At 46.0% G+C, this 26,054-nt stretch carries 23 protein-coding genes; 9 read left to right on the plus strand and 14 right to left on the minus strand.

Annotated features, from left to right (window positions below):
* Positions 1-10 precede the first annotated feature (10 nt).
* The 3 genes from AZI85_RS17745 to AZI85_RS14430 are packed head-to-tail and all read right to left on the minus strand — an operon-like array spanning position 11 to position 1,852.
* Entirely contained in the window at positions 11-160 is a 150-nt protein-coding gene (locus AZI85_RS17745; protein ID WP_172795340.1) for a hypothetical protein, read from the minus strand.
* Complete coding sequence (locus tag AZI85_RS14425; RefSeq protein WP_063244733.1) at positions 157-1,047, minus strand: tRNA threonylcarbamoyladenosine dehydratase; 891 nt, start codon at positions 1,045-1,047, stop codon at positions 157-159. The genes AZI85_RS17745 and AZI85_RS14425 overlap by 4 nt, the downstream gene beginning before the upstream one ends.
* Before the next feature lie 10 nt (positions 1,048-1,057).
* Positions 1,058-1,852: a TatD family hydrolase gene (locus AZI85_RS14430; protein ID WP_063244734.1), complete on the minus strand. Its 795-nt coding sequence runs from the start codon at positions 1,850-1,852 to the stop codon at positions 1,058-1,060.
* 79 nt (positions 1,853-1,931) lie between these two features.
* On the opposite strand from AZI85_RS14430, the gene AZI85_RS14435 reads away from it, so the two are divergent.
* Positions 1,932-2,990 (plus strand): hypothetical protein, encoded by a 1,059-nt coding sequence (locus AZI85_RS14435; protein WP_063244735.1) that lies wholly within the window; start codon positions 1,932-1,934, stop codon positions 2,988-2,990.
* Positions 2,991-3,032: 42 nt separating this feature from the next.
* On the opposite strand, the gene AZI85_RS14440 is transcribed toward AZI85_RS14435, so the two are convergent.
* On the minus strand, positions 3,033-3,710 hold the full coding sequence (locus AZI85_RS14440; protein ID WP_253721011.1) for a DedA family protein: 678 nt from the start codon (positions 3,708-3,710) through the stop codon (positions 3,033-3,035).
* A 97-nt stretch (positions 3,711-3,807) separates the two neighbouring features.
* Between AZI85_RS14440 and AZI85_RS14445 the strand changes: the two genes are divergently transcribed.
* Entirely contained in the window at positions 3,808-4,662 is an 855-nt protein-coding gene (locus tag AZI85_RS14445) for an RluA family pseudouridine synthase (RefSeq protein ID WP_063244737.1), read from the plus strand.
* Positions 4,663-4,861: 199 nt separating this feature from the next.
* On the opposite strand, the gene AZI85_RS14450 is transcribed toward AZI85_RS14445, so the two are convergent.
* A complete protein-coding gene (locus AZI85_RS14450; RefSeq protein ID WP_063208539.1) occupies positions 4,862-5,791 on the minus strand; it encodes a hypothetical protein in 930 nt (309 codons plus the stop codon).
* Between the two features lie 152 nt (positions 5,792-5,943).
* Here AZI85_RS14450 and AZI85_RS14455 point away from each other — a divergent pair, with 152 nt between their 5' ends.
* Positions 5,944-7,128, plus strand: a complete 1,185-nt coding sequence (locus AZI85_RS14455; protein ID WP_063244738.1) for an endonuclease/exonuclease/phosphatase family protein — start codon at positions 5,944-5,946, stop codon at positions 7,126-7,128.
* Positions 7,129-7,230: 102 nt separating this feature from the next.
* Here AZI85_RS14455 and AZI85_RS14460 read toward each other — a convergent pair whose 3' ends face one another.
* From AZI85_RS14460 to AZI85_RS14480, 5 genes are all read right to left on the minus strand, one after another.
* Positions 7,231-8,181 carry a hypothetical protein gene (locus AZI85_RS14460; RefSeq protein ID WP_063244739.1) on the minus strand — a complete coding sequence of 317 codons (951 nt, stop codon included), beginning with the start codon at positions 8,179-8,181 and terminating at the stop codon, positions 7,231-7,233.
* Positions 8,182-8,264: 83 nt separating this feature from the next.
* The gene (locus tag AZI85_RS14465) at positions 8,265-9,449 is read right to left on the minus strand and encodes a THUMP domain-containing class I SAM-dependent RNA methyltransferase (RefSeq protein ID WP_063244740.1); all 1,185 of its coding nucleotides are present in this window, start codon (positions 9,447-9,449) and stop codon (positions 8,265-8,267) included.
* Between the two features lie 3 nt (positions 9,450-9,452).
* Positions 9,453-10,514, minus strand: coding sequence for a hypothetical protein (locus AZI85_RS14470; RefSeq protein WP_253721012.1), 1,062 nt, complete (start codon positions 10,512-10,514; stop codon positions 9,453-9,455).
* A 14-nt stretch (positions 10,515-10,528) separates the two neighbouring features.
* Positions 10,529-12,829, minus strand: coding sequence for a hypothetical protein (locus AZI85_RS14475; RefSeq protein ID WP_063244741.1), 2,301 nt, complete (start codon positions 12,827-12,829; stop codon positions 10,529-10,531).
* Entirely contained in the window at positions 12,819-14,177 is a 1,359-nt protein-coding gene (locus AZI85_RS14480; RefSeq protein ID WP_063244742.1) for a hypothetical protein, read from the minus strand. The genes AZI85_RS14475 and AZI85_RS14480 overlap by 11 nt, the downstream gene beginning before the upstream one ends.
* 121 nt (positions 14,178-14,298) lie before the next feature.
* Here AZI85_RS14480 and AZI85_RS14485 point away from each other — a divergent pair, with 121 nt between their 5' ends.
* Both AZI85_RS14485 and AZI85_RS14490 read left to right on the plus strand, forming a co-directional pair.
* Entirely contained in the window at positions 14,299-15,342 is a 1,044-nt protein-coding gene (locus AZI85_RS14485; RefSeq protein ID WP_063244743.1) for a glycosyltransferase family 9 protein, read from the plus strand.
* Entirely contained in the window at positions 15,339-16,628 is a 1,290-nt protein-coding gene (locus AZI85_RS14490) for a 3-deoxy-D-manno-octulosonic acid transferase (protein WP_063244744.1), read from the plus strand. Before AZI85_RS14485 ends, AZI85_RS14490 begins: the two co-directional genes overlap by 4 nt.
* Positions 16,629-16,651: 23 nt before the next feature.
* On the opposite strand, the gene AZI85_RS14495 is transcribed toward AZI85_RS14490, so the two are convergent.
* A complete protein-coding gene (locus tag AZI85_RS14495; protein ID WP_063244745.1) occupies positions 16,652-17,341 on the minus strand; it encodes a substrate-binding periplasmic protein in 690 nt (229 codons plus the stop codon).
* A gap of 250 nt (positions 17,342-17,591) precedes the next feature.
* Between AZI85_RS14495 and AZI85_RS14500 the strand changes: the two genes are divergently transcribed.
* Both AZI85_RS14500 and AZI85_RS17900 read left to right on the plus strand, forming a co-directional pair.
* Entirely contained in the window at positions 17,592-18,725 is a 1,134-nt protein-coding gene (locus AZI85_RS14500; RefSeq protein ID WP_063244746.1) for a hypothetical protein, read from the plus strand.
* The gene (locus AZI85_RS17900) at positions 18,712-22,110 is read left to right on the plus strand and encodes a hypothetical protein (RefSeq protein WP_063244747.1); all 3,399 of its coding nucleotides are present in this window, start codon (positions 18,712-18,714) and stop codon (positions 22,108-22,110) included. Before AZI85_RS14500 ends, AZI85_RS17900 begins: the two co-directional genes overlap by 14 nt.
* Here the strand turns inward: AZI85_RS17900 and AZI85_RS14510 are convergent.
* Positions 22,107-22,847, minus strand: coding sequence for a helical backbone metal receptor (locus AZI85_RS14510; RefSeq protein ID WP_253721013.1), 741 nt, complete (start codon positions 22,845-22,847; stop codon positions 22,107-22,109). The genes AZI85_RS17900 and AZI85_RS14510 overlap by 4 nt on opposite strands.
* Before the next feature lie 105 nt (positions 22,848-22,952).
* On the opposite strand from AZI85_RS14510, the gene AZI85_RS14515 reads away from it, so the two are divergent.
* Complete coding sequence (locus AZI85_RS14515) at positions 22,953-24,245, plus strand: enoyl ACP reductase FabMG family protein (RefSeq protein ID WP_063244748.1); 1,293 nt, start codon at positions 22,953-22,955, stop codon at positions 24,243-24,245.
* Position 24,246: 1 nt separating this feature from the next.
* Positions 24,247-25,089, plus strand: coding sequence for an MBL fold metallo-hydrolase (locus tag AZI85_RS14520; RefSeq protein ID WP_063244749.1), 843 nt, complete (start codon positions 24,247-24,249; stop codon positions 25,087-25,089).
* Between the two features lie 76 nt (positions 25,090-25,165).
* On the opposite strand, the gene AZI85_RS17965 is transcribed toward AZI85_RS14520, so the two are convergent.
* Together AZI85_RS17965 and AZI85_RS14525 are read right to left on the minus strand one after the other, a co-directional pair.
* On the minus strand, positions 25,166-25,300 hold the full coding sequence (locus tag AZI85_RS17965) for a hypothetical protein (RefSeq protein ID WP_301335692.1): 135 nt from the start codon (positions 25,298-25,300) through the stop codon (positions 25,166-25,168).
* A 37-nt stretch (positions 25,301-25,337) separates the two neighbouring features.
* Positions 25,338-26,051: a hypothetical protein gene (locus AZI85_RS14525; RefSeq protein ID WP_063244750.1), complete on the minus strand. Its 714-nt coding sequence runs from the start codon at positions 26,049-26,051 to the stop codon at positions 25,338-25,340.
* Positions 26,052-26,054: the final 3 nt, after the last annotated feature.

The raw sequence follows: 26,054 nt of genomic DNA on the forward strand, positions 1-26,054 counted from the left end.
AAAGGAAGCGTTATTCCAGGGACGCAGATACTTGGGCTGCGGCCGCGGCTTTACGAGCGATCTTTTTCTCTTTATACCAATGAACAAAAGTGGCCCCTACCAAAGCGAAGCCAATAAGAATAATAATTCCGATCAAAGTGAACCAAGCTAAAACGATCATTCTTCACCCGCATTTTTTGTTGGCGCGTTGGCCGCTTTCACGTCAGCGTGGATCTGATTCACGATATAAGAAGCCATCGCCAAACCGAAAGATCCCGTCACGAAGCTTGCCGTTCCGTGAATCACGTTGCGATTGTCACAACCGTGAAGACTGCTCTTCGTCGGGCAAACACACTTAAAGCCCTGACCGTTATCATATTTAAGTTCTTCTGGAAGTCGTGGAATCTCGTCAGAGAACACACAAGGAATGCCAAATTTTTTCGTGTCAGGAAAGTTGAACTTTTGGCGCAAAATTTTGCGCACAGAAGCCGCCATAGGATCGGCGTAAGTTTCACCCAAGTCCATCAACTTAATACGAAGTGGATCCATTTTCGCAGCGGAACCACCGGAAGTGATCACTTTGATACCGCGTGATTTACAAGTCGCTAACAAGTGAGTTTTTGCAGTCATGTTGTCGATAGCATCCACGATGAAGTCCGGATTGTGCGACAGCATCATTTCTGAATTTTCTTCGTTGTAGAATTCAGGGATGACATTCACTGTCGCTTGGGGATTGATCTTACGAAGACGCTCTCCCATCACTTCGGCTTTTTTCTTTCCAACAAGACCTTGCAGAGCATGAAGCTGACGGTTTGCATTCGTGATGCAGATTTCATCAAAATCGATGATCGTCAATTTGCCGACGCCTGAACGAGCCAAAGATTCTGCGGCCCAAGAGCCCACGCCACCCAAACCAATCACCATCACGTGCGTGTTGAAAAGTTTTTTCATCACATCATCGCCCACCAAACGGCCCATGCGATCAAAACGACGGTGCAAAACGTATTGTGTTTCTGGTGGTTGAGGCAGATTTGTTTCTGGAGTTTGTTGCTCAGGAGTTTGGTTCATGGTCTCTCCGTTACTTCCCTATCAGTCTGTGAAAATTACCCGTAGTGATATCTAATATTTCTAGAGGATCAAGTGATTTTAGCTCCCCTATAGTTCTTGCCACCTCCCAGATACTCTCAGGAGGATTTAAGCCATCTTTATAGGCAGGTGGAGGCTGATCCGGGCTGTCACTTTCGATCAGAAGATACTCTAAAGGCATTTCTTTCACGGCCTGATGCAACTTCTTGTTGTCAGGGCGACACACCGGCCCGCCGATGGAAAGATACAAGCCTCTGTTTAGGAAATCTTGCGCCTTGGCCCCGCTGCCGTTGAAAGAATGTACCATACCTTTTTGTTTCGGAACGCCGTACAGGTCTAAAATTTTTAAACTTTCTTCGTGCGCTTGCACTAAGTGAAGAACCATCGGTTTTTGCGAAAAGTGCGCAAGCTCAATCTGCTCGGCAAAGACATCCAACTGCCGCTCGCGGGAATCTTTCATGATGTGAGGGCGAAAATCCAAACCCATCTCGCCGATAGCTAAGGCTTGCGGTAAGGCAGAGGCTAAAAGATTTAAAGCCTCTTCGCACTCCTCATCGTCGTGAGCCGCCACCCAATAAGGATGCAGGCCAAAACAAAGTCCTATATGGGCAGGATGGCGTTTTTTAAGCTCTTGCTGTCTTGCCCAGTCTTCAGGCCCTACGCCTCCTTGCATGAAGAAATGCAGGCCACGGCCGCGGGCCTCTTCAATAAGAGCGTCCTGCTGCCCGTCCCAGCGAGGGTCGGCCAAGTGTCCATGAGCATCGATCCAGAATCCAAAACCAATCATAGGTCCTGGTTATATCGTGAAAAGCAGGACTCGAACAAGGTTCAAATTCCGCCGATATGTTCCAGGTGAAGGAGTCTCTATGAAGCATAAAAGCTTACGCTTGGGTTTTGATGTAACGATGGAAAAGGGTGCAACTTGGCGTCCTTTGAAAGTGCAATTCTGGAATCAGGAAGAAAGCTATAAGAAGTTTTCTCCGACAGCGCCGTTTAAATATCACGCGGACGCATTGACCGGATTGTCGTTGGTCAAATTGAACCACTACATTAAAAGTCCTGTGGCGACTCCCCATCTTGATTATTCTTTTGCGGTTGAGGCTTGGAAAGCGTTAGATCCGCATTCAGAGCTGTATGAGCGTTCACAAAAACGCGTTCGCGCATTGCAATCTCACCTTGCGGTGGTGAATCCTGAATACTGTGCGGAGTTTGAAGATCTTTTCAATGAGCACTTTGAAATGGCGATCAAACCTTGGGGTGTAGACCTGACGGCTTTGTGGCCGCTTCTAGATACTTTTGCTTCATTTGAAAATAAAATCGGCGCGCCATTGCTTTATAACTTCGGCTTGAATTTCTCAAAACCCTTCACAGAGAAATTGCATGCTTTGTACTCTTTCCTTTATCACCTAAGAAGTCTTGTTGCGATCGATCACAATGCTCACGTTGAAGATCCTTCGCATGAGGCTGTGAAAGTCGATGCGATCACGGACTACTTGCCGCGCGCAGAGTATGTCGTCAACGACGCTCTTCTATATTGGAATTTCAAAAAGTTTTCTCAACCATTCTCGGGCCCAAAGACTCCCGATACTCGTGTAGATAAGCTTTTCGTCAATCCGATGGAAAAAGCTTTCCACAAATATTCACACAACGCGTGTCACTTGGTGGACAATCTTCCGAAAACTTTCGTTTCTTCATTAAACCCCGTTGAACTTGAAGAAGCTTTTTACTTGGTACAAATGGATTGGCTGTTGGGTTCTCCAGCAGGACTTCTCTTCAAAATCCGTGAAGAAATTTACGGTTTGCAAAGCGGTTATGAGAAGATCTTCTGGAAAGATGTGGAGCCTGTATTCCACTCAAAACCAGTGGCTCTGCACTTATGCTGCGAGCTCAGTCCTGAAACCGTTTATGGAAAAAAAGCAGGTTAAACTGCAAAAGAAAAAGGGCCTTCAAAGGCCCTTTTTTTATTTCTAACTGTTGTTCGCTGCAGCTCTTTGAAGCCACTTGTCTCTGAGCTTTTTTACTAAGAAGTACACGATCAAAAGACCGATCAAAGCAAATACAACGAGTTTGAACTGACGAAGGTATTTCAGGATCGGCTCGCCGTAGTGAGCCAGAAGATAGATTTGCGTCGGAACACTGATCAAAGCGGCAACCCCATCAATGACTAAAAACTTCCACGCGGGATAGCGCAACATCCCGCAAGCCAAGTGCCCCGGAAAACGAAGGCCTGGAGTAAAACGGAAGATACCGCACGCATAAGCGCCGTACTTGTGAGTCCACTCTTCCACTCGTTTCATCATGTGCTCAGGGAAGAACTTACGAACTCGTGGATGATAGAGCAATTTCCGACCGAAGACCCGCCCTATCAGATATATAATGAAATCGGCACCGACGACGGCGGTAAAGGCAATAATAGAAGCTGTGTGAACGCTGACGACCGGTGCGCCTTCGTAGGGCGGCGGGAAGTGTTGTGGATGCGCCCCCATAAAGGCCAAAATACCCACGCTGATCAAAGTCACTTCTTCCGGCAAAGGAAAACCAACTGCCGAAAGCATCATCATACCAATTAAAGCCGCATAGACCGTACCGGGTTGGTAGGCAAATTGCGACATCCATTGAAATATGGGCTCGTTAGCAAATTCCAATTACAGTTCTCCTAAGGCAACCACTATGCGGGAAAGCGTCGCACTTGAACACACTTACCACACCGTGCTATGTGTAGTTTCTTTGTTAAGGAATAGTATGCAGAGTGCCAGAGGTTTTGAATATGGAGTAAGACACATAATAAGTCCTCAGTCTGGAAGACTTATTGATGTTTTATTGAGCACTTTGTCCCTCGACCGGACCGAGATCGAATTTTTGTTGGGTCTTGGCTCCATTTATTTGAACCACAAAAGAGTTAAAGAAGATTTCTCGGTTTCCACAGGCGACTATCTTCGCGTGCACACCAAACCCCGCCGCTTCCCCCTTTTCAATATCAATTGGAATAATCGCGTGATTTTTAACGACGAAAATTTCATCGTCGCCAACAAAGTTTCCGGCATCCCCGTTCACGCCAGCGTCGACAACGATCAAGAACATCTGCAATTCTATCTAAGCAAAACTTTGGGCTGCGATCTTTTTGTCACTCACCGCTTAGACGTTCCCACCAGAGGCCTGATCGTCTTTGCGAAAAACCTAAAATTTCAAAGTGAGTTCAACAAACTTCTCTTACAAAGAGAGATGACAAAAATCTATAAAGCCACGGTAGAAGGACAAGGATTAGCAAAGGGATTACTAACTCACTATATGGAGCCTTCCCCTCGAGCCCCAAAAACAGTGTCACGCGAACCCCAAGAAGGCTGGCAAGACTGCGTGCTTGAAATACTAGATATCAAATTACTCGCAGAAAACCGCAGCGAATTAAAAATTCATCTACTCACAGGAAGAACCCACCAAATCCGCGCACAACTAGGCTACGAAAAACACCCGATAATTGGAGATCACGCCTACGGCGCTAAGAAAATCGACGACATCGAAAAAATCGAACTCGAAGCCAACGAGCTTTCGTTCGTAGATCCAATCACAAATCAAAAACATTCTTTTAATTTAAACTAAGATTGAAGAACGACGGCTTTTAGCAATGATTTGGAAGTGGCGTAGCCCTTCTGCAAATCCGTCCGAAGGCTCGGCCTTCAGCGGGCCTGGATGGCCGAACCGGCGAAGCCGGCGCTGATGAGCCAGGATGGCGTGCCGACCGTAGCGACGGGTTTGCAGAAGGGCTACGCCACTTCCAAATCCGTCGCTGAAAGGAAAGCTAGAATACCCAAGCGTTGGTCATTAAAGAATACTGCGTATTTTGCGGTTGGACGAAAGCGATGTCCTGACCACGATAGCTGTTTAGCATGGTGTCGTTGCTAACACCCAATGTGAACGAAAGACCGCGCATTGGGCGGATCCACAAGCTCGCACCCAAACGAAGAGCCGTTGTGTGATTGCCTTCTAGATCTTCCACGTTCGAAGTGTGGTACCAGCTTTCGTTGAAGCCTGATTTCGTCGTGATACTAAACATCGAGTTGATGTCCCATTGGAATTGAAGATAGTGCTCAAGACCAAATTGCTTCGTTGTTTGACGAGGGTCAAACACGTAACCACCATCATCGAATTGAGGTACGTCTTGATTGAAAGACGCTGTTTGGCTTTGTAAGTAAATGTCCGGCTTCGCTACGTAAGCCACAAGAATCGAACGAGACAACGCCAAATCGGCATAACCTTCAAGACGGATTTTGCTGATTGTTTTTTGGTTCTGAGAAATACGGCTTGTTGGTAAGTACCATTTTACTTTACCAGAAAGATCCACGTCACCGATGTAACCCAAGTCGTAGTTTGAATACACGAAGTGAATGTCGTTCAAAGAAAAATCAGAAGTGACTTCGTCGCCGTATTCGTTTTGACCTTGAGTTGTGAAGTTAAATGGAACACGCAAAGAAGCACGGCTGTTAGAATCCAATTTGTAGTTTAAAGAAAGATAGCTGTAGGTGTCCATGGAGCGCGTGTCTGTTGCCGTTTTACCTGGCTTCATGTTTTGCACAGAAGCGATAGAAAAGAACGACATGTTCCAGTCGTTGAAGCGACCCGCGTCTGTAGAAATCTGCGCACCGAAGTCTTCTCCGTCTAAAACCGCCGCGAAAGAGGGGGATGCCACGAAAAGGCAGGAAAGGGCTAAAGCGAGCGATTTTCTCAACATACGTACTCCTAGTATTCCAGTCTGGATCGGGGGTGTTTATGCCATAGCGCTGCGCATTGCGCAATATCCAAAGTTTAGACATAGTATGTCTCAACCTAATCCTAAAACTCTTTCGACTTGAGATGAGTCCACAAACCCCTTAGTGTGACGTCATGAAAAATTTACGACTCATTCAAAAACTCATCCTTTGCATCGCCCTTCTAGCTCTGGCTGGATGTGCCGTTTCCTTCAAAAAAGAAAAGTGGGATCTACCACCAAAAGCGGCTGACGAAATCAGCGTCATGTCCTTCAACGTAGAGAACCTTTTCGACACCGTAAAAACGCCCGGTCACAACGATGAAACCTATATGCCTTTGTCGGCGAAAAATGCCGATCCTAAGCTGCGCGAAGCTTGTGTCAAAAATAATGACAGTAGCTACCGCCGTGGCGAGTGCCTAAGCACCGATTGGAGCGAAGAGGCTTTAAATAAGAAACTTGCTAACGTTGCTAAAGTTATTTTAGGCGTCGATGGCAAAGGACCCGACGCTTTGATGATCATGGAGATCGAAAGCGACGTTGTTCTTCATAAATTGAATACAGAATATCTTAAAGAAGCAGGCTACATCACAGAAGTCATTATTGATGGCCCCGATAAACGCGGTATCAACTTGGCGTTTTTGTCTCGCTTCCCTGTAGTTGGTAAGCCGATCTTGCACCCTATCCCTTGGAAGCCTAAAGAAGAAAAAGACCGCGAGTGGATGGAACGCTCTCGTCGTATCCTTGAAGTAACCGTAAAGGCACCTAATGGCGATCCTATTACGTTTATGGCGGCGCACTTCCCTTCTCAAGCAAACCCGACTTACTGGCGCCAACAAATTGCGACTTTCGCGACGGATCTGATCAAATCTAAAGGCCCTGATGCGATGGTGATCTTCGGCGGGGACTTAAATATCACGCACGAGGAAGAGAATAGTTATCACATCTTCCGTGATATCTTCCAACAAGGTGGAGCGGTTTCTCACTTTGTAGGTTGCAAAGAATGTCCAGGAACGCACAACTATCGCAAGTCTTGGTCTTTCCTTGATGCTCACGTTTACAGCAAAGCTTTGCTAGCTGACGGCAAAGGCAGCTATCAAATGCTTCCAAATACAATCGACGTGATTCGCTATGACGATGTTCACTTGTCTAAAGGAAAATATCCAAAGCGTTGGGATTACGACAAAATGGAAGGTGTGGCCGACCACTTCCCGCTTTATGTTCGCTTGAAACAAAGAAGCGAAGCAAAGAACCCTGTAAAAGAAGAAGCTCCGACGAAACCTGCGGCGAAAGAGACTAAGAAAACCAAAGGTAAGAAGTAGTTTTCTTTTAAAGATACGGAAGAGATCGAAAGATCTTTCTTCACGAATAAAAAAAGCCGCGAACTTCGCGGCTTTTTTTATTTCAGCATTTGAGATTTTCAACTACCAGATGAAAAGACGGCTGAAATCTACTGTGGGGCTTTCACCACAAGTCGCCGTTGCTGCTTTAAACTTTGTACCTTCAACAACGATTTCTGTTTTTGTCAGAATCATGTTTTTAGGTTTCGAGCCACCCAAAACCAATTTTCCTTCCGCTGTAGAGCAGAAAGGATCCAAAGTGATATTCAACTCACCTTTGGCAGTGCTCGTGTTAGCTCTTTCTTCATCTTTTTTCGTAAATACGAACTTACCGTCAAACTTCGTAATAGAAGCTTTTCCGCTTTCAAGACCCGCAGCATCCACTTCAAAACTCAGGACAGTTTCCATACTCCCCGTGTTGGCTGCTTTATTCAAACGGCCATTTACAGTCCCTTTAGAAACCAAAGAGGCTTGATAAGAGTCAGAACCTTCAATGGCAGTTAAAGTCAGCTTCATGTCGTTTTCAAAAACATTCAAAAACGTCACGCCTTTTTCTTTATCGATAACAGTTTTTGAATTAGCCACTGTCGCCGTCAAAGACTGAATTTTATTTTCAGCCGTTTTAACCGTCACATTCCATTTTTTATTCAGTGTAGATTTATACTCTACACCGGCAACGTCATAAGAGATCAGGTCATTAGCGGCATTCAAAGTCACTGTGTAACCCTCGCCGTCTTTCAGAGCGACTCTTTCAGAAACTTTGTACTGAGACTTGATTGTTTTATCTTCCGAAGTTGCCAAACGAACAACATCCAAAACTTCGATGGCCTTATCTGCAAGTACGGCCACGCCAGAATATCCGCCGATTCTAAATTCGCCGCCACTTGCTCCGGGCTTCCCGGATTTACGAGCATTTTGCGCTTGAATCTTCGCACGTGTGTTCTTGTCAGTGACAGAGACATCACGAGGCGTACAAGCCGTGGTTAATAGAGCAGAAGAAACGAATAAAGCAGATAAAATGACGGATGTTTTCATGGCTCGGGAATTTATCCTGAAACAGGGGAAGATTCTAGTGGAACCTCTGCCGCCCTCCGCAAATCTAACCAATTCCTAAAAATTTACAGACGTGTCAAAAGAGTAAACAGGCAGCGAAGTCCGCCATTATTGATTTTAAGCTCTTTAAGGACTTTATAACCCGCAGGCGGGTTCTGAACACGCTCTTTATCAGGGTAAAGAATACCCAGGCGCTCGGGCTTATACTGACCACAAAGGACGTCGACCAGCCCTTTAAGACCACCTTTAATAGCTGTGGGCAAACGCTCTCCATAAGGAGGATTTAAAATCAGCCACAGGGGGCCCTCAGAGGGATACGTTCCTTCCAGGGCATCTTGGACTTTGAATTCACGCGGAGCCGACGCAAACGAGGACTTCTGCACTTCTTGAAGCTGACGCTCGACTTCAGCGAAATTCTTTTCTGCCGCTGGAATCATGTCCTCGCTGATATCAAAGCCGACAAATTTCTTAAAGCCATGAGCGGCTGGCATCTCGTAGTTAAAAGCAAAGCTAGGTGAAAGAAAAAGCTTCGGGACTTTCTTCCACTTTTGAAAAGCAAAAGGTCGTGCGAACTGCCCACTCCATAATGCGCGGGCCTCACTGAGAAGAGTCCCTGAACCCATCATGGGATCTAACAGGGTCACTTGGGAAAGCTCGGCTGGCGTCAAATCATTTGTCATCTCTTTTAAAAGATACGCCGCGATGGTTTCGCGCAACGGGGCTTCCCCTTTTAGGACAGACCATCCACGCTTGTGCAGATGTTCGCCTGTACTATCTAAACTGATCGTGCAAAGGTCATCATCCATGCGGATGTAGATCGATCCGCAGAGATCTGTTGCCGCGACGCCTTTGAATATTTCACTCAAAGCGGATTCCGCACTGTCTTGCAGACGCTTTTCATTATTCAAGCGGCTTTTTTGCGCCGCCACTTCCCATTCAACATTCGCCGACGCCAAGTACTCTTTCCAAGGCAGCGATTTCATCTTTTGATAGAACTTGGGCAGGTCTCGCGCTTTGAAAGAGGCCATTCTTAAAAGAACACGATTGGCGGTCTTTAAAAAGAAATTCAACTGGAGAGCGGCAAATAACTCGGTTTCGAACTCAAGCCCGCCTTGCATCACTTCAACTTCAGGAAAGGGCAAGGTATGAGTTTTTGCATCTTTACCCAAAAGATAAGGCCAGACCTCTTTCATTTCTGCAAGTGTGCGCTCTTCATAATCTAGTGGAGTCGAAACGAAAAAACGATTCATGAACTAAAATCTCCAATAGGCATCAAAGAGCGCGTAGTAACCGTCGGTTGGTGAAAGCTTGAACGAAGTGATATCCGTCGAGTTGATCGAAAAGCTTAAATGAAACTTATCCCAGATCTTAAGATAAGTCAGGTAACCCCCGACGGCCTTCTTTTCGAAGTTGTACGAAGGTCCCAAAAGAACGCGGTCCCAGTTGCCTAAGATAAATTCATATCCTGATTGCAAAGAGCTTGTTCCCAAGGATTTGATGGCCGTGGCGTCAGCGGCATCTTCAAAACTAAAAAGAGCCAGCGTTAGCAATGTGTGCGACACGACCGATTCAGAAGAAATAGAATCCCAATAAATATTCAAATTCAGAGTGCTGCGGCTTTCGCTAGGAATCTTTGCAAAGCTCAAACCGGTAGAGACCACATTCGAGTACGACTCATAGACATTGGCTTTTGCCGCCGCATTGTAGGCACCAATAAAGTTTGCCGGTACGATCGTATTCACCGTCAACCATTCCGTCGCCCCGTAACTGAGCTGACCGAACCAAGTGACCATGTATTCCCCTTCCCACAGAGTTTCTGCCGTTTCACCGACCGCAAGCCCTTGCGTGAAAAGAGGTTTGTATTTAGAGGAAATATTTTTATCAGACTCTTTGACGATAAGATCTGTTGAGCCTTTGTACTTTTCGTTTTCCGTGCTGAGATCCAAGTGCATCAATTGGTCGCCCACTTGCACAAAGTTAAGGCGTGATTGGCGCAAAAGTTCACAAGTCAAAGTGTAAGTGCCGTCTTGATTGTTTTCAATCCCCGAGACTTCAACAAAGCCGATGATTCCGATCGAAGGCGTATGGGATTCTAAGGCCAGAACTTCCCCGATATGCCAGTCATTAAAAGTAGATTCGGCCTTCAAGGTTTTGTGATCGATGATATTTTCAATGCGTGCGCGAGCTTCGGGACGATAATCACGCGAGCCTTCCGCCGCGGGCCCACGCAAAATAATAGGAACTTCATCTTCCATGGATGAATGTGCCTGCGCTGTCGTCACAAGAAGTAGACAAAGAAGAACCCTTAAGATCATGAATTGACCTTAACTTAGTTTTTGGGCTTGTTCAATTGATCCTTCAATGTTCCAAAGATACGCACGATTTCCATGCGGCGAGCGTCGTCAATGCCCCACATTTTATCCCATTGGAAGCGCGCAAGGCCTCCAGCTCCGGGTATAGAGCCTCTAAAGACGAGATAAGCAAAGCCCTCTTCCAAAAGAGTCTCGGATTTCGTATCGGTGACCGTTTTAAAGAAGGACATAAAACGCGGCGTGGCTGCGTAAATTTCATCCAAAGACAGCGTGCTACTGCCATCGGCATCGTACATCACCATCAAGCCTTCGATGTAGTGAAGAATCGTGACCATCGTACGAATATTCGCTGTTTCGACATAGCCGCGCTTCTGCGCTGGAGCTTCAGACGCCACAGCAAGGTGGCGATAGAACTGCTCCCAGTCCGCCGTGCTTAAACTGCGCACATATTGAACCATTCCTGGAAGATTATTAAAGTAAAGATCAAAGTGCTTTCTAATCTGCGACTTAAAACACTCTTCTTTGATAAAGGCATTTCCGAAAACATCTTTTTCTTCAATCAAACAACCCGCAAGACCCATATGATCTTGAACGGCTTGGGATGATGAAAGACCCGCAGCGACCAGCGTACTTACGAATTCATAAGTTTCGCTTTGGTCCATCACTTGGTCGCCATTCCCGCTAAAAGTGAAAAAGTTCGCTTCAAGAAAGCTGCGACCGCCTGAATTTGCAGAGCGAGGATCGAAAGCTTTTAAATCGCGCCCGATTTCTTGAAAATCATCGTACCAAGAAATCAAACCTGGTTGGGAAATGGACGCTGAAGTCATGCGACCTTGAGTGTTGTCACCCCAACCCAAAGTTAAAAGGCGAGCCAGGGCTCTGACGAAGTTTGCTTTCGTCAAAGACTTCCAGCTTTGTTTCATGTTTTTTGAGTTGCGAGCAATAATCAAACGCCCCTGCTCGTTAAAGCTTACAGGTGTTTCTTTCTTCAAGATTTCGCCATAGTCTTGCCAAGCAAGTTCCAGTGCTTTTTGCTCAAACGCATCATCGACCAAGCCCTTTTCAATCACGAAAGTGCGATTGAATTTTGTGTAAGCCTGATAAAGTTCTGCCTGCGTATATCCACCACCCATTTCGTCGTACTGAAGGCTGTCGACGAAACTTTGATGCAAGCGCCAGATATTGAACTCGCGAGCGATGGTTGCCAGATGTTTGCGTTCCAAACCTTGTAAGTCGCGTGTGTCGGCTTTTCTTTCAGGATCTAGGACTTTGATGAGCACCGCTCGATAAGTCTTTTTCAGAGCCTTGCCACTGATAGAACTTGGGAACTTCGCCGTCAGCTGTTCGATCAAATTGTCAATATCCTTGATCGCGATACGTCCCGTCGTTTTTAAGCCGTGCGAGTTTTGAATCAGCTGCAAAGACTGACCTAAGAACTGACTGACTTGACGCAATTTACTGCGGTCTTCGAATTTTAAATCGCTCAATGAATAGTGATATTTTAGCGCAAGTTCGTAAAGATTGATCAGCGTATCTAAACTCTCGCTCCACTGCAGTTTGCTCGTGAATTGCGCCCGCTCACCCATCAAGATGTTTTTTACGGACTCAACAACCGGGATCCACTCACTGTATTGGTCATAAGGGGCAAATGGAGTTTCACCGCGAATGAACTCGGAAAATCCGGCTAAAGCTTTTTTAGCGTCTTCAAAACTGTATTCTGATTTTGCGATTTGAGTCTTATCCAATAAGCGCTGTAAAGCCAGACGCAATTGATCGGTGGCCTGAGTGATTTGTTCCCACTCCGCGGTTTTTTGGGTCTTTTGATTTAATAAGATTTTTACGTGAGGAGCCAACTGTACGGCCTCTTCACGCACCACCTTCAGAATTTCAACCAGACGTACGATTTCTTCTTTAGTGATGTATGTTGTCGCGCCACCTAAAAGAGCTTGTTTGATTTTCATGAGCTCTGCTGCGAACTGAGGCGTCACGTTGTTTTCTTTTAAGAAATACTTTCCGAAGAACTTACGCATTTCTTCAACGGTATAGGCATTGGGCAAGGATCCGAACGTACGCTTATTGAAATACAAAAGGGCTTCGATCATGCAATCAGAGCCATCACGAATGTCTTTTTCTTGAGCGTCACCCACCGAAAACTTTTGCAGCTGATTAGGCAGACTTTGCAAACACTTAAATCTGGCGTCTGAAAGCTCCATCACCTGCGGTTCGGCTTTTTTACCGTTTAAGAATTCGCTGCAACCTACGGATGTGAATGCAAGGGCTGCGGCCATCGCGATGTTGATTTTGCTCTTAGAAAACATAAGCGGCTCCCAACATCAGACGGTCATTATTCACGAATTGAGCAATTTCATTTTGATTAGAAGCTGTCAGCTCCCCGGCTTTCACCATTTGCATTTCGCCCACCAAAGACCAAATGCCTGACAAACGAAAGCGGGCACTCAAGCGCACCAGATCAAATTGATTTTTATCAGAATGAGTGAAGCTGAGTTTTCCGATCAAGCGACGATTTTTACGGAAAGCATAGTTTGTCATTAAGGAAATCTGTTGCGCTTGCTTGTAAGGATAGCGAGTCATTAAAGCCGCGCGATCCGGGTTTGCCAATTCCCCTTCTTCACGCACATCGCCACCGATGATATCCAAATGCTGAAGGTTGACTCCCCAACGACCATTCGTCCATTCGATAAAAGGACTGAGCAGAACGGCATCTTCAAATACCGGATGAGTCCACTGCTCTTCGAAAATATCATCTTTATTCGGACGATCATAAAGACCACTGAAACCCATGCGAACCTGGTTCACTTTGTAGCTCACATCCATTCCCGCGAGCGAATGATAAAACACTTGGGGCTGAAGTTCGACGGCTCCTTTTAACTGAGCCATATCTAAATTTCCGTCATAGCCGATCGCCAACTGATTGGCGGGCTTATAAATATAACTTAATTGCGCCCGGAAACTTTGCGGATCCCCGAAAGAGATCTTGGCTCCAAATGAGTTTTGCAAAACGACTTGAGTTTCATTCGGGCGATCAAAATTATAATCAATAGCTGTCGCTTCACTGAAGATTTTAATGCTTTCAGGAGGACGACGGAACCACGGATTTCCCTTCACGAAACTTCCATTTTCAATTTCAAAGCTAGGGCCTTGATCGGGCAAGAAAAGGGGTGAAGCAAAAAGAACCAGCGTGTAGTACGGCTTGTCGACTTGATAGAAAAGTCCCACTAAACCTTGGCGTTCCGGCTGCAATGGATTCCATTTGAACAGAGGCTCCCACACGCCCAAATCCCAGCGCGCATCGAGTTCATTCCACAGCATGCGTTTGCGACCGATATAATAGGTTTCGTTTTCGTTTTGACGACTTTGAACGTAGAACTCAGAGATATTCAGATAGTTTAAAAGAGGGGCCCCCATCGCCACGCCACCGGCCACGTCCATCTTAAGAACATCGTCAGTGAAAGGGTCTGTTTTCAACTGAGCACCGACAAACTGATAATTCGTTTTTTGCGTAGCTTCAAAGGTCGGGCTGATGAAGGAATCCGAAAATAATCTCATCTCGGTTTGGACCTGGGCATGAGCCGGCGCTAGGTTCGCAATGAACCCCAACAAAGATGCTAAAATGGCCCCTAAAATGGGTCGGACTCTGAAAGCCATGGGCCTCCTTCTAAGAAATATAGATCAAAGCCTGTGCCCGGCGAGGCCCACTTTATGAACTCGCCTTTTATAAACTTTTAAACAAGTGACCTTTTTCGGCGGCTTTGCTAGGATTTGTGGGATGTTAATACGGGATCCTAAAAGTGCTAAATTTTTAATCATTCGCTTTTCAAGCTTTGGCGACGTCGTCCAAACTTTGAGCGTTCCCGCGGCCATTAAAAAGACCTATCCCGAAGCACAGGTTCACTGGGTCACTCGCAAGGACATGGCTTCTTTGCTACTCAACCACCCTGCGATCGACCGTATTTGGGAGTTTGACCGTAAAGCGGGCTTTAAAGGACTGCTTCGTCTTTGCCTGCAAATGCGCCAAGAAGGTTTCACGCATATTTATGATGCCCACAATAACACGCGTTCGCGCGTGATTAGTTTTCTGCTGCGCCCGTTAGGATTTATGGGATTGGGACCGGCTTTTATTCGTCGTTCGATTCGTCGCTGGAAGCGTTTCTTATTATTCCGTCTTCGTATCAATACATTTGAAATGCCTTTTTCGGGTCAAAGAGATTTATTAGAACCTCTTTTGCCTTGGGGCGTTTCCAAATATGCTCCCCCTGCTCCGCAGATTTTCCCAAGTGAGGAAAGTCATCGCAAGGCTCATGAAGTGTTGGGTGATTACGCTGGCTCTGTGGCGTTGGCACCTTCGTCCGCGCACTTTTTAAAGCGTTGGCCTAAGGAATACTGGAAAGAACTGATTCTGCTTTGTCCGGGACAGAAATTTGTTTTGCTGGGCGGTCCAGAAGATTCTTTTATTGAAGATATTCACGATGTCGCTCCTGATAGAACTTTGAATCTGGCCGGAAAATGTTCTTTGCAAGTGAGTTCAGCTGTTGTGGCTCAGTCATCTGCTTTGGTGAGCGCCGACACGGGTTTACTGCACGTCGCTGAACAGCTAGGAAAGAAAGCCATTGCCATGATGGGGCCTGCGCCCTTTGGCTTTCCGTCTCGTCCTTCAACGCGTATTATGGAAATCGAACTTCCCTGCCGTCCTTGTAGCAAACATGGTCAAGGTCCGTGCGTGAATAAAGAAAAATTCCATCAGTGTATGGTCGATATCACTCCTCAGCAAATTGCTGCTGAACTCAAAATTCTATTGGGTCGTTCTGTATGAGTTCTTTGATATTTTATTTTTATAAGTTTGTTCTGGTTCCTTTGGCTTACTTGCTTTTGCAGCTTTTCCGTCCTTTCTTACAAGGCAAGTTGCGTGAAATGATTGAGGATAAAAATCACGGCTTTTATAAAATTAAAAAACCAGGTGCGGAACAAGAAATCGCCGAAGCTCGCCCATTTTGGATTCACGCCGCAAGCGGAGAGATTGAATACGCTCGCCCTGTGATTCGCGAGCTGAAAAAACAACATCCCAATACTCCGATTCTTGTCACCTACTCGTCCCCGTCCGCAAAAAAAATTCTTGAGAGTCTTCATGACGTCGATGTCTGGGCGGCATTGCCTTGGGATTTAGACTTTGTTCTGACCGATTTCGTTGAAAAATGGAATCCGCGTGTCTTGCTCTTTTCCCGCACGGATGTGTGGCCGGTTTTAGTTTCCGTGGCGAAAAAGAAAAACATCCCGGCGGCGCTTTTTTCAGCGACCTTTGCCGACAATTCTTCCCGCCTTAAAGGTGTGACTCGTTATCTGACTCGCTATTCTTTAAATCACCTTGCGGAGATTCACTGTGTCTCTGCTGAAGATATTCAGAACCTCGATGATCTAGGAATTGATGTGCCCGTGGTGGCCAGTGGCGACACTCGTTTTGATCAAGTCTTTCACCGTTTAGAAAATCCCAAAGTTCTGAAAAGTGAACTGATCCCCAGCCCTGAGGATTTTATTTTTATCGCCGGTTCCACATGGCCTGAAGATGAAGCCATTCTGCTTCCGGCTTTAGAGAAGCTTAAAAATGTGCACATCCGCGTGATCATTGCGCCTCATGAAACAACCTCGGCTCATTTGGAAGCTTTAGAAAAACAAATGAACGAACTAGGACTTCGCTCAGTTCGTTATTCACAAGCCGATGTGTGGCCCGCAGGTTCGATTTTGATTATCGATCAAGTGGGAATTCTGGCAGAGCTTTACACTTGGGGTGATATCGCCTTCATCGGCGGTTCTTTTAAAAAACAAGTCCACAGCGTGATGGAAGCCTTGGCCGCCGGTCTGCCGGTGATGGTCGGCCCTCACCACCGCAACAATCGCGAAGCTCTTTTTTATCAAAAGAAGAATTATTCATCAGGAATGATCGTGCAAGTGGTTCACTCTGCCGAAGACGTTGTCGTTCTTCTTCAACGCATGAAGAAACAGCAATCGCAGATCCCCCACATCAAAGAAGAAATTCGCAACGAGATCGGCAAAAACCGCAATTCCACTCTGCGAGTCCTTTCCGCCATCGAAAAATTCGAATAGTGCCTATTGATGCACTGTAGACCCTAAAAAGAAGCAGGAACCTTGAGGGTGATTCCGTCGAGCTTTTGTTTTTTGGCTTTGTGATATTGGTTGAAGGCCATGTGCAAGCTTTTGTTTTCGACGACCTTTGGATTGATGGCGATTTTGTCGGCGTATTTGGCGAAATCGTTTTTTAGATAATATTCCGCCACTCTGAGATCCATAAGAACTCCGTCCACGCTGCCTTGAACCAGTCTTCTTAAGGTAGAGTCTTCACTGAGCACGGTGATGGTTTTAAGATCGCCATTTTTTATGAGAGCATTGAACTCGGCTGTGTTTCCATAGCCCCTTGTGACCGCGAAAGTTTTCCCTTTTAAGTCTTTAAGATCTTTCCACACTAGAGGCTTGTCTTTTCGCTCCACAAAAATCACGGGTGAAGAGAATAAACTTTTTGAAGCTGTAAATCCCGGTAGTACTTCGTCTTCCCATGAAGGGAAATAACCAACGAAGTTCTTTTTGCCGCCGTTTTTTTGAGCCTGCACCCAAGGGTAGAAGACAAATTCGATGATGATCCCCTGGGCCGCCAATGCCTTTCTTAAAGCATCCGCCGCTGTGCCATTGCGATGACACTTTGAACACGTATAAGGGGGCCAATCTAGGGTCGCCACGAGCCAGGTTTCTTGCGCCCACGCGGACGTACAGACAAGCAGAGAAAAGAGGAACATTTTCAACATAGAAACAACATACCCGCGAGGGCTCCTTAGAACAACAAAGCTCTCTATCTCAGGACGAGAAATCACTGACACCTTAGTCACCGACGATGACCGCATAGAAAGGCTAGACCTTCTCATATGGCAAAAAGGGGCCCTGACAATTCACGGCAGCTGTACAAGCCTTGTCTGCCAAGTCTTGTAATTTTGAAATAAAAGGGCCAACCCCGAGCACGGAACTTGAAATACATCCTTGCAGTTACTAGGGGTTGGCATGAATAAGTTTGTAACTTCAACAGTTTGTCTCATTTTGATACTGAGCTCACAGGTGTTTGCTCAGGGTCAAAACGTTTTGACTTTACCAGAGGCAAAACAAGATAAGAAGTTTTCAGCGGACTGGCGCATTCGCCTTTCCGGCTCTGACGTGCGCGACGACCAAAGCCAATCCAAAGTCGTTGATATCCGCACGGAAATCAAAGCGAAATACAACCTAAGCTCATCCCTTCTTTTAGATGTTCAACCTGTCTTGCGCTTGCAGTCAGGTCAAACACAAAGCGTGAATGGCGCTGATCAACCAGAGAACAGAATCACATTAAAACAAGCAGCAGCTCAGTACACGCCGTTTTCATTCTTCCGCCTGACAGCTGGGGCTTTAGATCAAGACTATATGCACACCGCGATTCTTTTAGATTCTATTGCCTTCCCCGCGGCGCGTGCCGAAGGTGTTCTTAAAACTGGAAACTTCAAAACATTGTTGGCCGTAGAAACAGCTATTCCTACGTCCACTTCATTCAGCACAAATACGAAAGAATTAGAGCCGACACCGTCCTTAAATACAGCGGCTTTGCAGCTGAACTGGCAAGCGGCTAGAAACCTTTACTGGAAAAACTCGGTAGGTTATTTCATCTATAACAACCTTCCTTCCGCTGTGGCGGAAAAGTCCCGTCTGCTTGGAAACGAAGTCAATAAGATCTCGGACGCTCAATACGCATTCATGCACAAATATGAAGGCATCGAGGCTTCTACAGCCATTGAGTTTCCCGTATTCAGTCTTTTGGATCTTTCTTTGGGTGGCCAATATGTCTTGAATCAAAAAGCACCTTCGGATCAAAACATGGGTTACCGTTATTACGTAGGTTCTGAATTCCACTTTTCTAAAGGTTTGGATCTTGTTGTTGAGGGAAGCTACTTCTCTATCGCACCAGAGGCCGCAGTTTCTTACTTCAACGCTTCCGGTTTTGAAACAAACCGCATCGGTTACGCTGCGGAGACTTACTTATCATTTAAAAAAGAAGGCTTTAACTTAGGCATTAAATATATAGATGCCGAAGTGATGTTTTCAAATGCCATCCAATCTCGCGAAAAGACCTTGTTGATTAAGCTGGAGACTTTCTATGCAAACATCTAAGATGACACTTGTAAAAGCCCTTTTAGGACTTTCGCTATCAACAGTCTTAGCTGCGTGTAACCTACCAGCGCCTAAAGACAAAGAGACAGACAACGCGACGGCGGCGACGTTCACGGCGCAGGCTATGGCGGATAAATCCAAAGCGTTGGAAGTGCGTGTTTCTGGCGACTTCGCTTTACCTTCCTCAAAAGTATTCAATCTTCAAGCTTGTGTGAAAGATGTTGCTTACGACAAAGCGATTGCAGGTCATGATTTTATTATTGAAGAAAACAACACCAAAGTAACTTCTGATAAAGCGGGTTGCTTGACGTGGGCTGAAAAAATCAACTTCAACTTCTTAGGCGAGTCTCAATACATTCGCATTGAAAGAAGAATTAAAGGTTTGGGTCTTCACAAAGGTGTGCAGAAGGTCGCTTTCGCTATCAATCCTTGGTCTCATGGAGAAAATTTAGCTCCAGTTCTGAACCCTGACGATGGCGCGAACATCCCCGCTCTGGTTAATGGCGCGGAAGAATCTAAACAAGCTTTGAAAGGCTTTTCTGCTGACAATAAAATGACGTCACGCCCATTGTGGGTGGAAGACGGTCGTTTGTTTGTAACTGAACAAAAGTTAACAACGGCGGGTGTAGAGCTTTTAGTAGAAATGCGTCCGACGCCTTCCCTTCAATTGACAAAAATGAATGGCGAGATGGTTCTTTACCCATTGAAGGCCGGTTCATTTAAAGCTCGTCTTAAAATCATCCACATCTATCAACAAGGTGGAAAAGAAGTTCGCCGCCTTTTGAGCGAATCACCGATGATGGATGTGAAGATGGAAAACGCAAGCTTGGGTGTTAAGTCTGTTATGTCTTTGCCAGCGATTCCTACGCGTGGACAATTGATGTTGGGTCTTGAACTTGAGCCGGTGCAAGCTCCACAAGGTTTAACTAGCTTTGATGGCATCTATCTTTTGGGTGAATATGATCAGATTAAAGGAGCCTCGTTCCTTCGTTTAAATACCGTGGTTGCTCAGACTAAAGATTTCAAAATTGCGAACTACATCAATGCAACGATTGCTGAAGTGGCAAGAAAGTCACCAGGGACTTCTTCAACTGCGGGTGATTCTAAAGCTTCTGATTCTCAAGGTACGACAACGCCTTCTTCTTCTGATGAAGACGGCGCTTCGTCTTCTGAGATCGTCTTTGATTCTGATGCTTACCAAAAACCAAAAATCGAAGTGTCTCAACTTGAGTTCCGCTTCGTTCGCGTAGGTCAGGAAAAAACTTCGACTCGCGAAGTGTTCTATACAGTGAAAGCTTGTGTGCGCAATGGTTTGGATCAAAAGAATGCCCGCGCTCACTCTTTCAAAGTGACGAAGTATCGCCAATCTGAGTCTGAACCTGCAACGACCGTGACTGTGAAAACAGACAACAACTCGTGCATCAACTGGGATGAAAGCATCACATTTAAATATTTCGACTGCCAACGTTACCTTAAAGGTTTCGTGCAAATCGAAAATGCCGACCTGGGAATGAAAGAAAAACTTGAAATCATCGTGAACCCTTGGGAATCGATGGGAGTTTTAGCTCGCGATATGCGCTACGTAGATCGCAGTGAAAAACTGGTTCTAAGCTGTACTCAAGAAAGCCGTCCGCGCACGCAAGTATTGGTGGAAGGTTTTAGCTACAACACTCTTTCCTATAACTACGGCATTGATTCTTTGTTGAACTTAACTGTGACCAAGAAAATCCAAGTTAAGATGGAACCACGTCTTTTGGTTTACTCAAGCCTTGCCAATGGCCGTGGTGAATCCGAGCGTCTTCGTGACGGTATCTATCTTTTAAAGATGGCTGTTGTTCAAAACCGCGATTACGACTCTAACAACACTTATGTTACAGCTACTCAAAAGTTAGTGACAGCAATGAGTGGTCAAATCAACACGGAGATGACTTTCCAAACTCAAGACTTAAAAGCTCTTGGAAACCGCAACAATATGCTAGTGGAAATTTATCCCGTCGATGAACAAAAAGTAGTTCTTGAAGGCAGCACATTGCGCTTGAAAGACGATAAAGCGACTTTGGATTCAGCGATCGATACAACAACAGGTCTTGAGACACCGACTTTTATTGGTCCGGTGACTTTGAATATCGATGAAGCGTCTCGTCCCTTGCGCGTGATGGAGCCTTCTTCGGTCAATGCCTTTCTTCTTGCGGGTCAAGGTGACAACGCCGGCAATGGGAAATTCATCATCAATAAAATCGTAGCTGAAGGGCAAAAGGTTGCCGCTGAAAAGCGCCAAAGAATTCAGGCGCGCGCTGACAAAACTCAGTTCGCTAAAGAAAACAATCTTGAAATCATCAATGTGAAAACGGCAGATGAAAAAGCTCCGCTGGTGAAAGCTCTTGTGGGCTCAACAAAACTCGTAGAGAGATTGATTGTTACGAAAGCCGATTTAAAAGAGATTATTGAAAAAGGCGAGATCTCTCCAGCGACGGCGCAAAAACTTTGTGCCTTCTGGTCAAGCGACTATTTCAGAACTATGCAAGCTGATAAAGGCGGCGTGATCTATGAAAACTCACGCATGGCTTTCGGTATGGATTGTTACAATGCGGTTCGCAAAGATCCAAAACGCTTCTTCCAGACTGAAAAACACATCTTGGTGAAAGAAGTGGGTGGCTCGCAATTTCAAAAAGGGTTCAATCAAGGTTTGACGGTAGGTACGAGCTTTGCGCTTTCAACTTCTCACCAAACTTCGAAAAGCCGTTCGACAAGCATTTCAACAAAACTAGGACTTTCTAAAAAGTTCTTGGATCTTCTGTCTGTCGGCGTGGATTTAAGCTACACACTTTCTTGGAGTGTGTCGGATTCGAATAACACGAACAACTCCATCAGCGTGAACACATCGACTTCGATGACGGTTCAACACAATGTTTTCAAGGTTCGCGTAAATAAACATGAACAGTGCGCGATTGTACGCCTGAACCCGACGCTATTTATGAAAGACCCGAATGCGGGTTGGTTCACAGGTCGTCGCGACTATCTTTCATTCTTAAACGCGCGTATGTCTGAAGAGGATATGGCGACTGCCGCGACTCGTGGTTTGATGATTTGTGACGGTGAAATTCGCCAGAATGCGATCGATATTACCGAGAACTACTACTTGATTGCGCAAGAGTCGAACAGCTCACAGATGCAAGACAATGGTGATGCTCGTAACAGAAACTTCTTCATCGCTTTACGCTCGAAGAACGATTACAACCGCTTCGTTCTGGCGATGAAAGGTGAAGCTAAAATGCCAACAACTGCGACAAAAGAAGAAGATCCTGCAGTGCAAGCGGCGCGCAGCATGGAGCAATTGTTCCAAATGTCGGGCCCTGCTTACCCAGGAACTTTCTTGGCAAACTAAAGTGTTGTGAAGTGCTTTTCTAAAAACTCAAGGCTGCGGATGCCAAACCAAGAGTAGGACTCTCCGTTCACCACAGCCCCTTCGATGCCGAGCTCTTTGAGTTCGGCTATTTTTTTGTGAAACGGAAAAGGCTCTGACGAAAACAAGAAGAACGCGTCTTTCATTTCTTCTTCGTCGATGACAGGGTACTTCTCCCCTTCCGGAAACTCCACGAGTGTGGCCCCTAGTTTTTCTAAGACCGAGCCGATGTAAGTTTCGCGCGTGACACCCATCCAGGGTTTTTTCCAGATCATGTACATGACCCTGTCATAAGAGCGCGACGGCGGTTTCACCCACTCCATAAAATCAGGAATCTTTTGAAAATCCCACTGACGTGCTGGAGCTTCGACAATGTCCAAACACTTTACCGACCACTCCATCAGGGAGGCATTTTCAAAATGCTCCCCAAGCCGCGAAAGCTCGCTTTGCAAATTGGAGAGAGAAGAGACATGGGTCGCTAGATAAGGCACCGGGCATTCTTCCGCCATTTCTAACGGATTTTCTTCCTGGTCTAAAAGAACGAGATCGGGTTTTAAATCCATCACCAAATCCCAAGAGACTTCTTTGGTGCCACCGACAATGGGAATATTTGTGATCATCTTAGGAGGATGAATACAAAAACGTGTGCGTCCAACGACGTTGACACCTGCTCTTAATAAAGTTTCCGTCCAGGACGGAACCATACTCACCACTCGCATTAAAACCTCTCTAGATAGATTACCCGCCGAGCCAAATTGAAGTCAAACTTGACCGTCCCATCGGCTCAGCAGACTATAGGCCCTTAACTTTGTGAGGTGTATTTTATGACGCAACTTTTCCCTCTTCGTGAAAAACCAGCTTTGAGTGCTTACAAAAAAGGCGATGTTCTTGTGCTTTTTGGCGAGCTCTTTTCTCGCGGTTATGCCAATGGTTTGGTCGAAGAAGCAGAACGTCGTGGAATGACTATCGTCCGTGCCACTGTAGGACGTCGTGAAAAAGATGGTTCTTTGCGCGCTTTGACGGCAGAAGAAACTGCCAATATTCCTCAACCTTTCATCAATGTTCCTTTGGAAGCAGGCTTCGATATGGATGCGGCTTCCAATGGCGTGACTCCTTGTGATCAATTGAAAGACATCAAATTGAGTGATTGGGATAAAGCCGAGTTGGATTGGAAAGCCATCGACGAATCGCAAACTAACGGTGTTGCTCGTTTTAAGAAAAACACTGAGCTTTTCATGAAAGAGTTAGAAAAGCACGTCCCCGCAGGTGCGAACGTCTTGTTTGCTCACTTGATGGCCGGCGGTGTTCCCCGTACGAAAATCATCATGCCACTTTTAAACCGTGCGTTTAAAGGAACAGGCGACCGTCACATCCCAACTCAAGCGCTTTTGGATTCTCAAATCGGTCAATTCTGCCTAAGAAATTTTAACGAAGTGACGGCCGAAACTTTCCGTCACCTGATTGAGATTTCAGCACCTCTTCGCAAAAAGTGGGAGTCTCAAGGGTCTCACGTTTCTTACACTGCTTACGGTTACCATGGCACCGAAGTTATGATCGGCAGCCAGTATCAGTGGCAGACTTACACTTGCTACTTCCAAGGCTGGGCAAAAATGGCTTTGGAAAAACATGCTGAAAACTTCTTCAAGCAAGGCGTTCACTGCTGCGTTTACAACTGCCCAGAGATTCTAACGAACTCAAGCTCGGTGTTCCAAGGGGTTGAAGTATCACTTTACCCTTTACTTGCAGCTATCCAAAAAGACGCTGGAGATAAAAAACACGCCGAACAAGTTTTGAGCGATTGTAAAAAACTTTTGAAAGACGATGTGACGTTTGAGCAAATCAAATCGTTCACTGATGACTACCTCAAAAACCCACTGACTTTAGAGTTCACGAACTACGAAAAATGGCCTCAACATTCCCGTCAGGATCAAATGGAGTACATGCTAAAGAGCTCGGATCATCTTTTCTCACTGCATAAAGATGAGAAAAATTTAATCACGGCAGTTTTGAGCGAAGTCGTGTTTAAATCCTGCGGCTACGTGATGCTTCATGATTCATGGCAACCGAAAGCTCCTGTGGCTTGGATTGGCCACGATCTTGTAGCACGCTGTATGTAATATGTCGGTACAAGCTGGAGAAAGCTGGAGCTATTCCAAATTCAAATTTCACGGACTATCGCTGTCGGGCATCCGCACAGCGATAGCTATGCCCGAGCTTTCGTTAAGCTTTGATGTGGCCCAAGGCTACCCTTACCTTTTAAACCTAAAGCAATACTTCATCACTCACGGTCACTTGGATCACGCCGCCGGTGTTCCCTACATCATCTCCCAAAAAGCCATGAACTCCCAAGAACCCGGCAAGTTCTATATGCCGCCCTCTTTGGTAGAACCCCTAGATAAAATCATGAAGCTGTGGGAACAAATCGAAGGCCACGAGTATCGCTACGAATTCATCCCCGTAAAACCCGACGACGAATTTCAAATCAACGGCAACACCTACGTGAAAGTCTTCCCAACCACTCACCGTATCGAATCCTACGGCTACACCGTTTTTGAAACCGTCAAAAAACTAAAAAAAGAATACGTGGGCTTAAGCCAAGACGAAATCATCGAGTTGCGCCGAAAACACATCAACGTCAACGAAGTCCACGAAATCCCGATGGTGAGCTTCACCGGCGACACCCAAATAGAATTCCTAGATTCCAGAGACTGGGTCAAAAAATCCAAAATCCTCTTCCTAGAAGCCACCTATTTGGATGAAAGAAAAACCATCGACCAAGCCCGCCAATGGGGCCACACCCACATCGACGAAATCATCCCCCGCCTCGACGAAATCGAAAGCGAACAAATCGTCTTCATCCACGCCTCCAGCCGCTACAGCGACAAAGAAGCCCTACGCCTCATTCGAGAAAAAGTCCCCCAACGCCTCCACAACAGAGTCGTCCTCTACCCCGGCCGCTAAAAAAAAACAAACGCGCCCAATACAGCGTAATAAAAAACACGTAAACATTTTTGATTGGAATTAAAGACACCAGTTTTTACCGATTGCCTGAGGGAGCGGATTCGGGAATGAGTCCGAAGTGAAGGGCCTTAGCCGGCGCCACGATGGCGCGAACCGCACGAAGTGCGGCGGCGATTGAGCCACGACGGCGTGCCCGAACGAAGCGACTCATTCCCGAATCCGCTCCCTCAGGCAACCGCGTTCAAAAACTAGAACATGTCGTTGAGCCCCATCCAAATCTTACGACTCTTAGACTTTTTATTACGCAAATAATCCACCCATTCTTGAGGAGATCTTTTTTGCCAATTCTCAGCCAAATTAGCCGCAAAAATCAAAGGACTGTAGCCTTGACCGATGTGATCTTTCGGAGGACGAAGAGCCGTCAACATCTCAGGACCATAAAAACCCGTTGGCACTAAACGATCACGTTCGCCCAACTCACCAATGATCAAAGCGCCAGGAACTTGTCCCAACACTGTACGACTCAGAGGCCCTGAAGATTCTGTCGCTGGAGGAACTCCCGCAGAGCCCACGATCACTAATCCTGCTTCTGATTTTTTACTTAGAAGTTGAACAAGATCCTTCGTTGAATCATTCACTTTCAAATTGAAATCAAAGAACACGAAACTTGTGCCTTCTGGCAAAGAAGTGATGCGTTCTTTCAACGCCTCCATGTCCACTTCGCCCGTCGCATCGTAAGGAGTGTAATTCACCAAATCACAGCTTTTGCAGGGACGAGATTGCTCCGCAAAGAAAGGCTTAATCTTACTATCAAACTCGGTCGCTTTTTGCTGACCGAAGTAGATCACCGTGGTTTTTCCATTAGGAAGTGCCGCTTGCGCCCATGTCGCTCCGCAAGACGCTAAGATCAAAAAACTTCCCGCCAAAATTTTTTTAAAATTCCATAGATTGCACGTAGTCATAAA

It is taken from the genome of Bdellovibrio bacteriovorus (genome assembly GCF_001592755.1).
GTDB classification, from domain to species: Bacteria; Bdellovibrionota; Bdellovibrionia; order Bdellovibrionales; family Bdellovibrionaceae; genus Bdellovibrio; species Bdellovibrio bacteriovorus_E.

What these genes read in the sequence shown, in the direction of transcription:
- AZI85_RS14485 (WP_063244743.1), top strand. Translation starts at nt 14,299, where the DNA reads ATGTTAATACGGGATCCTAAAAGTGCTAAATTTTTAATCATTCGCTTT.
- AZI85_RS14450 (WP_063208539.1), bottom strand. Translation starts at nt 5,791, where the DNA reads ATGTTGAGAAAATCGCTCGCTTTAGCCCTTTCCTGCCTTTTCGTGGCA.
- AZI85_RS17745 (WP_172795340.1), bottom strand. Translation starts at nt 160, where the DNA reads ATGATCGTTTTAGCTTGGTTCACTTTGATCGGAATTATTATTCTTATT.
- AZI85_RS14495 (WP_063244745.1), bottom strand. Translation starts at nt 17,341, where the DNA reads ATGTTGAAAATGTTCCTCTTTTCTCTGCTTGTCTGTACGTCCGCGTGG.
- AZI85_RS14460 (WP_063244739.1), bottom strand. Translation starts at nt 8,181, where the DNA reads ATGAAAACATCCGTCATTTTATCTGCTTTATTCGTTTCTTCTGCTCTA.
- AZI85_RS14520 (WP_063244749.1), top strand. Translation starts at nt 24,247, where the DNA reads ATGTCGGTACAAGCTGGAGAAAGCTGGAGCTATTCCAAATTCAAATTT.
- AZI85_RS14430 (WP_063244734.1), bottom strand. Translation starts at nt 1,852, where the DNA reads ATGATTGGTTTTGGATTCTGGATCGATGCTCATGGACACTTGGCCGAC.
- AZI85_RS14425 (WP_063244733.1), bottom strand. Translation starts at nt 1,047, where the DNA reads ATGAACCAAACTCCTGAGCAACAAACTCCAGAAACAAATCTGCCTCAA.
- AZI85_RS14470 (WP_253721012.1), bottom strand. Translation starts at nt 10,514, where the DNA reads ATGATCTTAAGGGTTCTTCTTTGTCTACTTCTTGTGACGACAGCGCAG.
- AZI85_RS14455 (WP_063244738.1), top strand. Translation starts at nt 5,944, where the DNA reads ATGAAAAATTTACGACTCATTCAAAAACTCATCCTTTGCATCGCCCTT.
- AZI85_RS14445 (WP_063244737.1), top strand. Translation starts at nt 3,808, where the DNA reads ATGCAGAGTGCCAGAGGTTTTGAATATGGAGTAAGACACATAATAAGT.
- AZI85_RS17900 (WP_063244747.1), top strand. Translation starts at nt 18,712, where the DNA reads ATGCAAACATCTAAGATGACACTTGTAAAAGCCCTTTTAGGACTTTCG.
- AZI85_RS17965 (WP_301335692.1), bottom strand. Translation starts at nt 25,300, where the DNA reads ATGAGTCGCTTCGTTCGGGCACGCCGTCGTGGCTCAATCGCCGCCGCA.
- AZI85_RS14510 (WP_253721013.1), bottom strand. Translation starts at nt 22,847, where the DNA reads ATGCGAGTGGTGAGTATGGTTCCGTCCTGGACGGAAACTTTATTAAGA.
- AZI85_RS14500 (WP_063244746.1), top strand. Translation starts at nt 17,592, where the DNA reads ATGAATAAGTTTGTAACTTCAACAGTTTGTCTCATTTTGATACTGAGC.
- AZI85_RS14480 (WP_063244742.1), bottom strand. Translation starts at nt 14,177, where the DNA reads ATGGCTTTCAGAGTCCGACCCATTTTAGGGGCCATTTTAGCATCTTTG.
- AZI85_RS14435 (WP_063244735.1), top strand. Translation starts at nt 1,932, where the DNA reads ATGAAGCATAAAAGCTTACGCTTGGGTTTTGATGTAACGATGGAAAAG.
- AZI85_RS14515 (WP_063244748.1), top strand. Translation starts at nt 22,953, where the DNA reads ATGACGCAACTTTTCCCTCTTCGTGAAAAACCAGCTTTGAGTGCTTAC.
- AZI85_RS14525 (WP_063244750.1), bottom strand. Translation starts at nt 26,051, where the DNA reads ATGACTACGTGCAATCTATGGAATTTTAAAAAAATTTTGGCGGGAAGT.
- AZI85_RS14490 (WP_063244744.1), top strand. Translation starts at nt 15,339, where the DNA reads ATGAGTTCTTTGATATTTTATTTTTATAAGTTTGTTCTGGTTCCTTTG.
- AZI85_RS14465 (WP_063244740.1), bottom strand. Translation starts at nt 9,449, where the DNA reads ATGAATCGTTTTTTCGTTTCGACTCCACTAGATTATGAAGAGCGCACA.
- AZI85_RS14475 (WP_063244741.1), bottom strand. Translation starts at nt 12,829, where the DNA reads ATGTTTTCTAAGAGCAAAATCAACATCGCGATGGCCGCAGCCCTTGCA.